Source organism: Paenibacillus sp. LC231 (assembly GCF_001860525.1).
Lineage (GTDB): Bacteria > Bacillota > Bacilli > Paenibacillales > Paenibacillaceae > Paenibacillus_AQ.
This window is the reverse complement of sequence record NZ_JFOM01000053.1, coordinates 62,360-75,798: the sequence shown is the minus strand read 5'-3', so window position 1 is coordinate 75,798 and position 13,439 is coordinate 62,360. Positions and strand designations below refer to the sequence as shown.

Annotated in this window: 11 protein-coding genes; 8 read left to right on the top strand and 3 right to left on the bottom strand. The window is 52.6% G+C overall.

All coding sequences use genetic code 11. The features are described from left to right. Window positions 1-17: 17 nt before the first annotated feature. Together AK95_RS27650 and AK95_RS27645 are read right to left on the bottom strand one after the other, a co-directional pair. Window positions 18-2,003: an LTA synthase family protein gene (locus tag AK95_RS27650; RefSeq protein WP_071223128.1), complete on the bottom strand. Its 1,986-nt coding sequence runs from the start codon at window positions 2,001-2,003 to the stop codon at window positions 18-20. 121 nt (window positions 2,004-2,124) lie between these two features. Further along, window positions 2,125-3,273, bottom strand: a complete 1,149-nt coding sequence (locus AK95_RS27645) for a THUMP domain-containing class I SAM-dependent RNA methyltransferase (protein WP_071223127.1) — start codon at window positions 3,271-3,273, stop codon at window positions 2,125-2,127. 163 nt (window positions 3,274-3,436) lie between these two features. Here AK95_RS27645 and AK95_RS27640 point away from each other — a divergent pair, with 163 nt between their 5' ends. Beyond that, window positions 3,437-4,069 (top strand): O-methyltransferase, encoded by a 633-nt coding sequence (locus tag AK95_RS27640; RefSeq protein WP_071223126.1) that lies wholly within the window; start codon window positions 3,437-3,439, stop codon window positions 4,067-4,069. A 111-nt stretch (window positions 4,070-4,180) separates the two neighbouring features. On the opposite strand, the gene AK95_RS27635 is transcribed toward AK95_RS27640, so the two are convergent. Then, on the bottom strand, window positions 4,181-5,392 hold the full coding sequence (locus AK95_RS27635; protein ID WP_071223125.1) for an MFS transporter: 1,212 nt from the start codon (window positions 5,390-5,392) through the stop codon (window positions 4,181-4,183). Between the two features lie 237 nt (window positions 5,393-5,629). Here AK95_RS27635 and hemE point away from each other — a divergent pair, with 237 nt between their 5' ends. The 7 genes from hemE (at window position 5,630) to taeA (ending at window position 13,424) form a co-directional block, all read left to right on the top strand. Continuing rightward, window positions 5,630-6,688: a uroporphyrinogen decarboxylase gene (gene hemE / locus AK95_RS27630; RefSeq protein ID WP_071223124.1), complete on the top strand. Its 1,059-nt coding sequence runs from the start codon at window positions 5,630-5,632 to the stop codon at window positions 6,686-6,688. Between the two features lie 35 nt (window positions 6,689-6,723). After that, window positions 6,724-7,665, top strand: a complete 942-nt coding sequence (gene hemH / locus AK95_RS27625) for a ferrochelatase (protein WP_071223123.1) — start codon at window positions 6,724-6,726, stop codon at window positions 7,663-7,665. A 142-nt stretch (window positions 7,666-7,807) separates the two neighbouring features. Continuing rightward, entirely contained in the window at window positions 7,808-9,133 is a 1,326-nt protein-coding gene (locus AK95_RS27620) for a CapA family protein (RefSeq protein ID WP_071223122.1), read from the top strand. Between the two features lie 33 nt (window positions 9,134-9,166). Next, window positions 9,167-9,940 carry a glycerophosphodiester phosphodiesterase gene (locus tag AK95_RS27615; protein WP_071223121.1) on the top strand — a complete coding sequence of 258 codons (774 nt, stop codon included), beginning with the start codon at window positions 9,167-9,169 and terminating at the stop codon, window positions 9,938-9,940. 4 nt (window positions 9,941-9,944) lie between these two features. Continuing rightward, window positions 9,945-10,568: a fumarylacetoacetate hydrolase family protein gene (locus AK95_RS27610; RefSeq protein ID WP_071223120.1), complete on the top strand. Its 624-nt coding sequence runs from the start codon at window positions 9,945-9,947 to the stop codon at window positions 10,566-10,568. A gap of 36 nt (window positions 10,569-10,604) precedes the next feature. Then, window positions 10,605-11,411: a DUF92 domain-containing protein gene (locus AK95_RS27605; RefSeq protein WP_071223119.1), complete on the top strand. Its 807-nt coding sequence runs from the start codon at window positions 10,605-10,607 to the stop codon at window positions 11,409-11,411. Window positions 11,412-11,477: 66 nt separating this feature from the next. Further along, on the top strand, window positions 11,478-13,424 hold the full coding sequence (taeA, locus tag AK95_RS27600) for an ABC-F type ribosomal protection protein TaeA (protein ID WP_071223118.1): 1,947 nt from the start codon (window positions 11,478-11,480) through the stop codon (window positions 13,422-13,424). Window positions 13,425-13,439 lie beyond the last annotated feature (15 nt).

Here is a 13,439-nt window from a genome sequence, read left to right as displayed (position 1 = left end):
TATAACGTTAGGCGCGGTTATCGAGTATTCACTTCACCTTCTGCTTTAAATAACTTCAGCAGGTCATACGTGATCACTTGATCGGAAATCCGCAGCTGCTTCTGTGTCTCATCATATCCGTCACGGCATGCCTGGATGTCAGTTGGCTGACGTGTCGTCAGATCATAACAGGTTCCACCTTCAAGCCCGGCCGTCTCGGTGGGCAGATAGAACACCTTCTCATCGGAAAAAGCGCCGCTGCGCAGCGGAATCAGACGCGGTTCATCATCAAACAGATGGCTGCCGATCCAGTAATATGGCTCATCCGATACACCGAGAAGATGAAGAATACTTGGTGTCACGTTCATCATGCCGGCGGCCTCCGGGTAAACTCCGGCATGCCCTCCGTCTGGCAGGCGGATGAGGAGGGGAACCTGGTTCATGATTTGCTCCATGTCGAGTGCGTTCAGGTCTCGTCTCAGGAATTTCTCATAGTCCGCTTTTTCCTTGATCGAATTGTCGTGATCCCCATAGATAAGCAATATGGTGTTATCCCACAACCCTTGTTGTTTCATCTGCTCGACGAACTGGCCAAATGCTTCGTCGACATAGTGGATCGACTGCAGATAGTTCCCGAATATCGAGCCTTCGAAAGCCCCCGTATCCAGCTTCGCAGCATCCTTGGGGACATAATACGGATGATGGCTCGTTAACGTAATGAGGAAGGAATAGAAGGGCTGTTTGATGCCTTTCATCTCATCCAGCGATTGCGCGAAGAACGCTTTGTCGCTTAATGACCATCCCTGCACATCGTTCATTTCAAAATCCTTCTTGCTGTAAAAACGGTCGTAATTCATTTCCCGGTACATCGTGGTACGGTTCCAGAAGCTGCTGTCATAGGCATGGAATACGTTTGCTCCATAACCCTGTTCTTTCAGAATCTCCGGAAGGGTATCGTACTCGCGGTCAGCATATCGCGTGAATACGGAACCCGTGGGGAGCGGAAGCAAGGAGCTGTGCGTGACAAAATCCGCATCGGACGTTCGCCCTTGACCGGTTTGATGATAGAAATTGCTGAAATACATACTGTCCTTCATCAATCGGTTGAAGTTAGGGGTAATTTCCTGACCCTCGATCGACTGGCCGATGACAAAATTCATTAAGGCCTCCGTCTGAATCATGATGACATTGCTGCCTTTATACTTGCCGAACAAGGCGCCCGTACCGGACGGCTCCATACGCTTGGCATCAAACCATGCCTTGACCTGGTTGACCTCTTCCTCTGCCAGCTTGGGCTGCCCCACGAGATGATCTCGTCCATAACGGTAGATATCATATCCGTGAAAGCCGATCAGTCCCGTCACATTATACAGCGTAATATTCCACCAATTGCCTTCAAAAAGGCCTACGGCCCATGTATTGGACGCTTTCTTGATAGGAACGAAAGTCATGATCATGCCCAGGATGAACACGAGCGTGCCTGTAACCCACCGGCGAATGATCCGGTTCCGCCGATGCTGGCGATATTCACCCGGGAGTGCATAGGTTTCCAAGGTGGTTCTCCGTTTGCGGAATACCATCACGGCAGTAAACGGGACAATAATAAGCCAATCGATAAAAAAGAACAGATCGTATGCATGAATCAGGGAACGTATGCTATCCCCGAGGGAACCGACTTGTCCAGCCTGCATAAGCACAGGCACGGTTATGAAATCATCGAAGTAGCGGTAATAGATCAAATCGGCGTACAGGATCCCCGTCCATAAGAGATTTAATAAAGTTAAAGCTGCAAGCCGGCCTCTAGCCGGAAGCCACAAGGTCCAGAAGGAGATCAGCAGGAGCGAGCCGACAGCGATCACATAGTCTGCCTGATCCAGCTTCATGTTGGTAATATGGAGATGATGATCAAGCATGATCAGCTTGTACATCATGAGGATAAGGAATAATAAATATGCGGTGTAGCGGTAATGCAGCCCTTTGGAGACCCGGCTTCGGATATCGCTCCATGATGGGGATGAGAGCACGTGGGTATCCTCCTTTTTTTAAAAAACATCCTTTAATCGCAGTCTTCTTATTATAGCTTGGCCCGGATGACCGAGCAAAAAACGCCGCCCAAGGGCGGCGTTTGCAAGAAGCGTCATTTCGTTATTCCGCCGATTTGTTACGCGGCGGCAAGGGGCCCAGGTATTGATAATACTGACATTCGATCCGGCCATTGAACAGCTTGCGGCGCTTGTCCGCCTTGCGGCCGAAGTAATGCTCAAACTGCTTGGTCGGGCTGAGCGCGAAGAAGGACCAGGTCGGAAGTGAATGCGTTACGGATCCGAGCTGGCGAATGAGACGCTCAACCTCCTCTTTCTCGCTTAACCGCTCGCCATATGGCGGATTGGTGATGATACAGCCGAATTCGCCCTCAGGGATGGCTTTGGCTGCAGGGAGAACCCTAAAGTCGATTTCGCCGGCAAGTCCCGCACTTTTGGCGGCGGCCTTGGCTACTTCGATCGCTTTCGGGTCGATATCGCTTCCGGCAATATGCAGCGGAATATCGTCCTTCACAGCGTCAAAAGCTTCCTCGCGCGCATCCTCCCAGAGGTTGTCCCCAATAATATCCCAATGCTCGGACGGGAACGAGCGGCGCAGGCCGGGCGCAATATTCCAGGCCATCATCGCGGCTTCGATCAGAATGGTGCCCGAACCGCAGCACGGGTCATAGAGCGGACGATGCGGGCCCCAGCGGCTTAATTGCAGCAGAGCGGAAGCCATGGTTTCCTTCAGCGGAGCTTCCGTAACCAGCTTGCGATAGCCGCGTTTATGAAGGGCTGGTCCTGTGGTATCAAGGGTCAGTATGGCTCGATCCTTCAATAGAGAAACCTCGACTACATAACGGGGGCCGTCCTCGGGGAACCATTCCGTACGGTGCGAGAGCTTCAGCTTCTCCACGATTGCTTTTTTTACGATGCCCTGACAGGCGGGAACGCTGCTAAGCTGCGATTTATGGGAACGCCCTTCCACAGGGAATTCGCCATCAGCAGGAATCCACTCTTCCCATGGAAGAGCTTTGGTTCCTTCAAAGAGCTCGTCGAAGGTAAAGGCTTTAAACTCACCCATCTTGACGAGAATACGGTCGGACGTCCGGAGCCACAGATTGCAGCGGCAAATATCAATCAGGTCACCTGAAAAGGTAACTCTACCATTCTCTACTTCCATGTCGGTGTACCCGAGCTCTTTCAACTCGCGGGCAACGACGGCTTCCAGCCCCATCGGGGCCGTCGCGATCAATTGTAATCGAGGCATTAACGATGTCAACTCCATTTAACATGTGTACGGCGATAGTCGCCGCCGGTTCAATCTATATAGTATAGGCGATTGCATTGACTAAGACAATTATCATATGATAGTTCTCGTTAGGTTTAACGGGAATCAACGTTTCTTAATTAAGACAAAGGAGGCGGCTTCATTGCTTACGACCCCTGATGATTATGTTAACCAATTATACCCTGAAGATGAAGAGCTTCAGTTCGTGATAGAGGCCATCCGCGAGCATGGGATGCCGGAGGTGTCGGTGGCACCGGCATATGGCCGATTGCTGACCATGCTGGTACAGACTGCCGGCGCCAGGAATATTCTCGAAATCGGCGCCCTTGGCGGCTATAGCGGGATCTGTCTATGCCGAGGGCTTCCTGCGGACGGCAAGCTCACCTCCCTTGAGCTTAAGGAAGAATACGCGCAGCTTGCAGGCAGGCATCTGGAGAAGGCCGGATTCAAGGATCGGGTGGAGTACCGGATCGGTCCGGCTGCGGACAGTTTGGCAGCGTTGAAGCAGGAAGGACGAACCTTCGATTTTTTCTTTATTGATGCGGATAAGGAGAACTATCCCCTATACTTGGATTATGCTTTGGAGCTAGCGAATCCGGGTGCCCTTATTGCCGGGGATAACTGTTTCTTGCGCGGCAGAACGCTGAATTCGGACAAGAACGGTCCTTCGGTTCAAGCGGTACGCCGGTTTAATGAAGTCATTGCGACGGACAAGAGGCTGGTCAGCACGCTGCTGCCTGCTTATGACGGGCTGATCCTTGCACGCGTTAAGTGATCTTACCGATAATAAACAAGGGGCTGTCCTCGGGTCGATGCAGACCACGGGACAGCCCCTCGTTGTTTGGATTGGGAGACAAACTAGCTGTAGATGACAGACTCCAGGGGATCAACGATATTTGGGCGAAGGCTTTTGCGAGAACAGCTTTCTTCTCACCCACATCATATTGATGATCAACAGACAGCCGGAAGTAATAAACAATCCTTCGATGCCGATGAAGCCGGATAAGAATCCGCCGATCACCGCCCCCAGCATGTTGCCAAGCGCTAGCGAGCTTGTATTGAAGCCGAAGGAACGGCTTTCCATGCCGTCCGGCGTGTAAGAGCGAATCAGCGCGTTGACGCTTGGCAGCAGCCCGCCCATGAAGACGCCCATCATGAACCGTACGATAATCAACTGCCATACCGATTGAACAAAAGCTTGCGGGATCAGCGTAAGTCCCGTACCGATCAAGGCGTAGGTCAAGATGCGGTGCGCACCGACCTTGTCGCTGAGCTTGCCGAGAATCGGGGAAGCGATCATGTTCGACAGCCCCGTTACCGCCACAACGAACCCGGCCCATATCGCAATATCCACCGCGGTTCCATGAAGCTTCTGAACGTACAGCGGAAGCAGCGCCATGGGACTGATCATGGCGAATTGCAGCAGGAACGTGACGGCGAATAACGCCGGCAGCTGCGGAATGTGGCTCAGCTCCTTGAGCCCGGCGATAACCGAAGGCTGCGGCGCCTTGGCCGCCTTCTCGCGGTTGAAATTCTCCTTGACGAGGAACAAGGCAAGCATCGAAGCGGCAAAAATCAATCCGCCCGTGATATAGAAGATTGGCCGGAATCCGACCCAGCTTGCCATGAGTCCGCCGATCAACGGACCGAGAATCGTGCCTGCAACTTGTCCGGACTGCATGATACCCATCGCAAATCCCATTCGATTCTTGGGCGTTGTACCCGATACGAGCGATATCGCCGCAGGGTTAAATCCCGATATGGTACCGTTCAGCAGACGCAGAACCAGCAGATGCCATGGATGGGTAGCAAAGCCCATGCACGCAATGACCAGCGCCATGCCGAAGCCGGAGCGCAGCAGCATGATTTTGCGTCCGTATTTGTCTGCGACCTTTCCCCAGATCGGTTGAAAAATGAATGATGTCAGGAAGTTGGCAGCGAATATTAATCCTGCCCATAGTCCTATTTCCCGATCTCCCACGACATTCAGGTCTTGCGCCAGATATAACGTCAGGAACGGGGTGATCATGGTCATCCCGGAGTTGACCAAAAACTGTCCGAACCAAAGCACAATGAGATTGATTTTCCAATTGGTCAATGTGCCCTTCACTTCCTTTCTAAGCTGTCGAGCCCGAAATAACCGGGCGAATTGTGGAACTACCCTAAAAATGCCGTTCTTCCAGTATAACATATTTAAAAAGTGCCAAATGCTAACAATGTCATAAGATTGTCATGCGATTTTCATAGGATGTCCATGTAAGACGGTTGTTACTTACTTTTAAAAAGGGCATAATGAAATTTAGGAAACTTTATACACATTGATGGGGGCCTAATCATGACCTATAACGATCAATTCATTCGCGCTTGCCGCAAGCAGGAAGTGAACCACGTTCCTGTATGGTACATGCGTCAAGCGGGACGCTACGACCCGGAGTACCGAAAGATTAAAGAAAAGTACTCCTTACTGGAAATATGCAGTCAACCGGAGCTGGCGGCAGAGGTAACCTTGATGCCCGTACGGAAGCTTGGTGTGGACGCGGCTATTTTATATTCCGATATTATGAATCCCGTTGCCTCGATCGGGGTAGACTTCGATATTGTGAAAAATATCGGCCCGGTGATTGATAATCCGATCCGATCTGCGGCGGATGTAGAGAAACTGCGCCCGATCGATGTCGAGGGGGATCTTGGACATGTGTTGGAGACCATCCGGATCCTGGATAAGGAGCTGGAAGTGCCGCTAATCACGTTTGCGGGCGCTCCATTCACGATTGCCAGCTATCTCATCGAAGGCAGACCATCCAAAAATTATCTTCGCACGAAAGAGCTCATGTACAGTGAGCCGAAGGTATGGTTCTCGCTGATGGACAAGCTCGGGGATATGGTGATCGCTTATCTGCGCGCCCACGTCGCTAACGGCGGGAAAGCGTTTCAATTGTTTGACAGCTGGGTGGGGGCTTTGTCTCCACAGGATTTCCAAACGTATGTCCTTCCAACCATTAAGCGTATTTTTGCAGAGCTTCAGGACCTGAGTGTTCCGAAAATTTATTTTCCAGGCGTGAGCTCAGGTGAGCTGCTGCCTACGCTTACCGATCTGAGAACGGATGTCATCGGTCTCGATTGGAGAGTGTCCATTGCAGAAGGACGCCGCCGTTTAGAGCATAAGTATGCTGTTCAGGGCAATCTGGACCCGACCATACTGACCGGACCGATGCCGGTCATCCAGCAGTATGCGAAGGAGATTATCGATCAGGGGATTCAGGAGCCTGGCTTTGTGTTTAATCTAGGGCACGGTTTATTCCCGGAGGCTTCGCTGGAGAAACTTCGTGAGTTGACATCGTATATTCACGAATACTCCGCTCAGGCACTGCAGGCAGGTGCACAACGCTCTTAAATGTTGAATATTTTATTAGTCAGAGGTGAAATGGTATGAAGAACAAGATTGGCGTGTTGGTTATGTCCTACGGCACACCGGAGAGCATGGAAGGAATCGAGAGTTATTATACCCATATCCGTCGCGGGAATAAGCCGTCGGAGGAGCAGCTTAAGGAGCTTACTGACCGCTATGAGGCGATTGTGGGAGGTGTGTTTCCACTCCGGGAGAATACGGACCGACAGGTACGCACGCTGCAGGATACATTGAATGCGGATCCTCGCGCGATCGATCTTGAGTTTGTATGCTATCAGGGACTGAAGCACGCTGCCCCATACATTGAAGATGGTGTTGAGCAAATGGTGCGGGACGGCATTAAGGAAGCGGTCGGCATTGTGCTGGCTCCTCATTACTCCACGATGAGCATCGGATCCTACGTGAAGCGCGCTCAAGCCAAAGCGGATGAGTTGGGACTTCAGATCTCGTTTGTGGAAAGCTATCACAAACATCCGAAACTGATCGAGGCCTTTGCGGACCGGGTGTCCGCCAAGCTGAACCAGTTCGAGGAAGCAGGGGCAGACCGTGACAGCGTGAGAGTGCTGTTTAGTGCTCACAGCCTCCCGGAACGCATCTTGTCCATCGGAGATCCTTATCAGGATCAGCTGCTTGAAACATCCAAAGCCGTAGCCGAACAGGCAGGCGTCAAGCAGTGGCAGTTCACATGGCAAAGTGCTGGCCGGACGGCGGAGCCTTGGCTTGGTCCGGACATTCTGGATACGATGCAAACGCTGAATAAAGAAGAGCAGGTCGAGGATGTGCTGGTTGCGCCGGTCGGTTTTGTCTCGGATCATCTTGAGGTTCTGTACGATCTGGATATTGAAGCCAAAAGCATTGCCAAGGAAATGGATATGCGGCTTGAGCGCATCGACTCCTTGAACAGCGATCCGCTATACATGGAAGCGCTCAGCGATTCCGTGATCACCTTGATCGGTCTGTAAATCCGTTATTACCGGAAATTCGAATAGAATGCTTAGATATGGAACTCCCCGGTGACGGGGGGTTCTATTCTTTATAGGGAAGCTGGTATAATGGGGGGAGCGACTTATTACGCGAGCTTATAAGTGAATAAAGGAGTGACCTATGCATCTGTCACGATCAGAGAAAAGCAAGGCCGAGAAGAAGGCCCGTAAGCAGCGAACCGGTCAGGTTTGGATCATACTTAACTTATGTCTGATTTTTATGATCGCTGCTTTGCTTGTCTATCATTTTAAATTTAAGGAAGATCCTGTTCAGCAAACGGCTTATCCGCCCGGTATGCCGGAGTTTGGCATGGAAGGGGAGCAGGCGGGTAACCCGGGTTCCGGACAACCAGCTGACGGCGAGGGGACGGATTCGATGCCTCCGAAGACGACGGAGACGACGGAGACCGGCGAGCCCCCAGATGCCGATATGACCGAGCCTGAAGGCAGCGCAGCAGATGATCCTGCCGATTCCGCTCTCGCCAAGCGGGTGGTCATGCATTTTGCCGGGGATACCTTGTTCTCGGGCAAAGTGGAGGATGCGCTGAAGAATCACGGGTACGATTATCCATACAAGCATCTGGGTACTGCATTCCATGAGGATGATCTGACCGTACTTAACCTGGAAACGCCGGTTACGACCGGAGGCGTTGGCGCCGCCAATAAGAAATTTGTATTCAAGTCCTCACCGGACGTATTGCCGGCTCTCCGAGATGCCGGGGTAGAGGCCGTAAATCTGGCTAACAATCATATCCTAGATCAAGGACAAGAAGGACTTCTGGATACCTTGAAGCATTTAAAGGACCATGATATCCGTTATGTGGGAGCAGGACGGAATGAGAAGGAGGCCTTCGCGGCCCAGTATTTCGAGCTTCAGGGCATGACGGTTGCCTTGCTTGGATTCAGCCGTGTGCTTCCGGAGACGTCCTGGTACGCGCTGGAGAACAGGCCGGGGGTGGCCGGGGCATATGACCATGTGCTGCCCAAGGCGGTTGAAGCGATTAATGCGGCGCGTTCCAAGGCCGATCTGGTGGTTGTGGTTGCCCATTGGGGAGAGGAACTTCATAAAACGCCAAATGTTCACCAGATTAATCTGTCACGTGCGTTTATTGACGGTGGAGCCGACCTGATTATCGGCGGACATCCCCATGTGCTGCAGGGATTGGAGCAGTACAAAGGCAAGTGGATTGCTTACAGTACCGGTAATTTCATATTTACCAAATCGTCGAATGAGGATACGTGGAAAACAGCCGTATTCCAGGCATCATGCAGTAAGCAAGGAGACTGTGACTTGAAGCTGACGCCTTACCGTACAGAGATCGGACAGGTCATTCCTCTCGAAGGCAAAGAAGCTAAGGCTTTGCTGAAAGAGGTGGAGAAGCGATCTGTCGGCGGCGTCAAAATAGCGCTCGATGGTAAAGTTATCGCAGGCAAGGCTGTGGAATAATTCTTTAAATCCTTACATCAAGGAGGTCCCACCATGAACAATTTATGTGTGGCTCACCGGGGGTTCTCCGGTAAAGCACCTGAAAATACGCGCGCAGCCATTCAGATGGCGATGGATGAGCCCTTCGTGCATTGGATGGAAATTGATGTGCAATTGACTCAGGACGGGGTCCCTGTCGTGATACATGACTATAGCGTGGACCGGACCACGACCGGAAAAGGCAAGGTGAAGGATCTGACCTGGCAACAAATCCGGAGGATGGACGCCGGAGAATGGAAGGGACGCCAATTCAGGGGAGAGCAGGTTCCTTCACTGGATGAAGTCCTGCAGCTTGTCAAAGGACGATTGAAACTTAATATCGAACTTAAAACGAGCGGCGACATGTATCCCGGCCTGGAAAAAGCCGTTCTGGAGCGGATTCATGCCCACCGGATGCTGCCGGACGTGGTGCTAACTTCTTTTGAGCCGAAAGCCTTGATGAAGGCCAAGGAATTGGAACCTGACGTAAAAACCGGACTTATTATCGATGCGCATCCCCGCAATTTGCTGGCGCGTTTGAAGCAAATGAAATGTTCCTTTTTATCGATCGGCTATTCCCACCTGGATGCGGCCTTTGCGTCCGATCTGGTGAAGAACGGCATTACGCCCATGGCCTGGACGGTGGATGATGCGAAGAGCATGAGATCGCTCGCCCGAATGAATCCCGCCATCATGATCTGTACGAACCGCCCCGATACATGGGGGCAGATTTTTATCCATAAAATTGCACCCAAAGTTCCATTCTGGCGAAGAAAATGGAGGTTTTAATGTTATGTGTGCCCTAGTGAATAACGTTTATTGTGTAGGTCGTAATTATCAATTGCATGCGGCGGAGCTCGGCAATGCCGTGCCGGAAGAGCCGATGATTTTCCTTAAACCCTCGCATGCCGTCGTTCCATTGGATGGCAGCGTGCTGAAGCTGCCGATGGACCGCGGCAGTCTTCATTTTGAAGGCGAGCTAGTTATACAGCTCGCGGAGGATTACGCGCCAGGCAAGACCGTTGACGAACTTGTCAAAACGATGGCCCTTGGCATCGACTTCACGCTGCGTGACGTACAGTCGGTCATTAAAGAGAAGGGACATCCTTGGACGGCGGCAAAAGCGTTTAAATCTTCCGCACCGCTTACGCCATCCATTGCGTTTCCCGGGACCGCGAAGCTGGAAGATATCGATTTTACCGTAAGGAAGAACGGCGAAGAGGTGCAGCGCGGGAATGCGAAGGATATGATCTTCTCCCTTCAGCACATCATCGATTACATCGGCGAGCATTATGGCCTTGGCCAAGGTGATTTAATCTTCACGGGTACACCGGCTGGCGTAGGACCGACGGAATCCGGCGACGTGTTCGAATTGTTCTGGGGAGATGAACGTCTGGGCCGCTGCGAAATCGGGTAAACGGATATATGCTTTAACACATGGGAGGGGTCACAGATGGATTGGCTGATCGGAGCGGCAGGCGCTTTTATCGTGGCAGGAGCCGCTTACAGGAAACGATCACTATCGGAATCCGGAGCCGCAGCCGCTATTCTGATGGGTACCATATATTACGGAGCAGGGAACGTGTTTTGGTTCGGAACCCTGCTTCTTTTTTTCATTACATCCACACTGCTATCCCGGTACGGGAAACAGCGGAAGGCAGACCTGGAAAAATCCTATGCCAAGACAGGACGGCGGGATGCGGGTCAGGTCTTCGCCAATGGCGGCATCGGCATGGTGCTGTGTCTGTTAAACGTATGGATTCCGTCCGATCTGTGGGTATTCCTGTTTATAGGCGTTATGGCTACGGTAACGGCGGATACCTGGGCCACGGAGTTAGGCAGCCTTAGCCGTAAGCCCCCGCGTTCCGTGCTGAACGGCAAGGTGCTGACCGCCGGGGAATCCGGCGGCGTGTCCTGGGTCGGCTCCACGGCAGCAGCGGCAGGGAGTTTACTGATTGGGGCAGGCGGATGGCTGCTTGCCGGATGGAGCGGCATGGATGCAGAGCTATTGCCGTATGTCCTGGCAGCCCTCGCCGGCGGACTGGTTGGAGCCTTTGCCGATTCGTACCTCGGAGCGACATTACAAGTGATGTATCGCTGCCGTGTGTGCGGCAAATCGGTGGAAGTGTCGGATCATTGTGGTGAAGATACCGTGCGTACGCGCGGCGCTGCGTGGATGTCCAACGATGCAGTCAATCTGGTCAGTTCGCTTCTCGGCGGAGCGGCAGCTTATGGGATTGCCGTGCTGATTGCGTTATAATGTATCCATCTTACCGATGAAACAAACGATCAACGAAATCTATAGATGTAAGTAGGGATCATAACAATGAATATTTTGACCGTCGAACAGGTAACAAAAAGCTATGGAGACAAAATTCTGTTTCAAGATGCATCCTTCGGAATGGAGGATCAGGATAAAATCGGCATTATCGGCGTGAATGGCACGGGGAAATCCACATTTCTGCGGGTCATCGCGGGGCTCGAGCCGCCCGACTCCGGTAAAATATCGATGGGCAATCGCATCCGGGTTCGTTACCTCGCGCAAAATCCGGAGTTTGATCCGGACAAAACCGTCCTGCAGCAGGTGTTTGAGGGCGATCTTCCGGAGATGAAGGCCGTGCGGGAATACACCGAAACGATGGAACTGCTGGAGCTGCATCCAAGTCATGAGGAGCTCCAGCAGAAACTGCTGAAGCTCAATCAGACGCTGGAAACGCTGCAGGCATGGCAGCTTGAAAGCGATGCGAAAACCATCCTGTCCAAGCTGGGGATTCGGAATTATGAAGCGAAGATGGGAACGCTGTCGGGCGGCCAGCGTAAGCGGGTGGCATTAGCCGCCGCCTTGATTCAGCCTTCCGACTTGCTTATTTTGGACGAGCCGACCAACCACATTGACAATGAATCCGTTGCCTGGCTGGAGCAGTATTTGCAGAAGCGCCGCGGCGCGCTGCTCATGATTACGCATGACCGGTATTTTCTGGACCGGGTAGCCAATGTTATGCTGGAGCTGGATCACGGACGGCTGTTTCGATATGAGGCGAACTACAGCCGTTTTCTGGAGCTGAAGGCAGAACGCGAGGAGCGTGAAGCCGCTTCCGAGCAAAAGCGCCAAAATTTGCTGCGGAGCGAGCTTGCCTGGATCCGCAGAGGGGCCAAGGCCCGCACGACCAAGCAGAAGGCGAGGATTGAACGCTTCGAGAAACTCAAGGATCAGGAGATGGTGCACAGCTCCGGTGAACTGGACGTTTCGGTCGCTTCCACCCGCTTGGGACGCAAAATTCTGGAGATTGAAGGTCTCCGGATGAAGATCGACGACAAAACGTTAATTCAGGACCTTTCCTATATCGCCGTTCCCGAGGATCGGATAGGTATCGTAGGCCCGAACGGCAGCGGCAAATCCACGCTGCTCAATCTGATTGCCGGGCGGATTCAGCCGGGTGGCGGGGAAGTCGTGCTCGGACCGACGGTCAAGCTCGGTTATTTCACGCAGGAGCATCAGGAGATGGACGGCAGTCAGCGCGTGATTGAGTATATCAAGGATGAGGCCGAGGTTGTCCGCACGGCGGACGGTTCGGCGATTACCGCAGCCCAGATGCTGGAACGCTTTCTGTTCCCGCCCGCGCTGCAGTGGACGCCGATTGCGAAGCTGTCCGGAGGCGAGAAGCGCCGCTTGTATCTGCTGCGGGTGCTGATGAGCGCACCGAATGTGCTGCTGCTTGATGAACCGACCAATGATTTGGATATCCAGACATTGTCCGTCCTGGAGCAGTATTTGGATGAGTTCCCGGGCGTCTGTATCGTGGTATCCCATGATCGCTTTTTCCTGGATCGAACCGTGGACAAGATTATGGCTTTTGAGGGCGACGGTCAGATTCGTGTCCATGTCGGCTCTTACAGCGAATATGCGGAATGGATGCAGCGTCACGGCGGTGAAGCTTCCGGGAGCAAGGCGGAGGCATCCATAGCCAAATCTGCTTCGGGGAGCAGCGATGGCACGGACAGTGATTCAGCTAAAGAAGCGCCGCGTGAGCGCTTGAAATTCAGTTACAAAGAACAACGGGAGTTTGATCAGATTGACGGGCTCATCGAGGATACCGAGAGCAAGCTCGCTTCGATTCAATCCGAGATGGAGACCGCCGGCAGCGACGCAGCCAGGCTTCAGGAGCTGATGAAGGCTCAGGAGGAAACGGAACGTGAGCTGGAGCATCTGATGGAACGCTGGACCTATCTGAACGAGCTCGCGGAGAAGATTGAACAGAGCAAGAAATCGTAAGGATTCACGCGATCA

Coding starts and splice junctions, on each gene's coding strand:
- AK95_RS27645 (WP_071223127.1), bottom strand. CDS start 3,273: ATGCCTCGATTACAATTGATCGCGACGGCCCCGATGGGGCTGGAAGCC.
- hemE (WP_071223124.1), top strand. CDS start 5,630: ATGACCTATAACGATCAATTCATTCGCGCTTGCCGCAAGCAGGAAGTG.
- AK95_RS27620 (WP_071223122.1), top strand. CDS start 7,808: ATGCATCTGTCACGATCAGAGAAAAGCAAGGCCGAGAAGAAGGCCCGT.
- AK95_RS27605 (WP_071223119.1), top strand. CDS start 10,605: ATGGATTGGCTGATCGGAGCGGCAGGCGCTTTTATCGTGGCAGGAGCC.
- taeA (WP_071223118.1), top strand. CDS start 11,478: ATGAATATTTTGACCGTCGAACAGGTAACAAAAAGCTATGGAGACAAA.
- hemH (WP_071223123.1), top strand. CDS start 6,724: ATGAAGAACAAGATTGGCGTGTTGGTTATGTCCTACGGCACACCGGAG.
- AK95_RS27615 (WP_071223121.1), top strand. CDS start 9,167: ATGAACAATTTATGTGTGGCTCACCGGGGGTTCTCCGGTAAAGCACCT.
- AK95_RS27610 (WP_071223120.1), top strand. CDS start 9,945: ATGTGTGCCCTAGTGAATAACGTTTATTGTGTAGGTCGTAATTATCAA.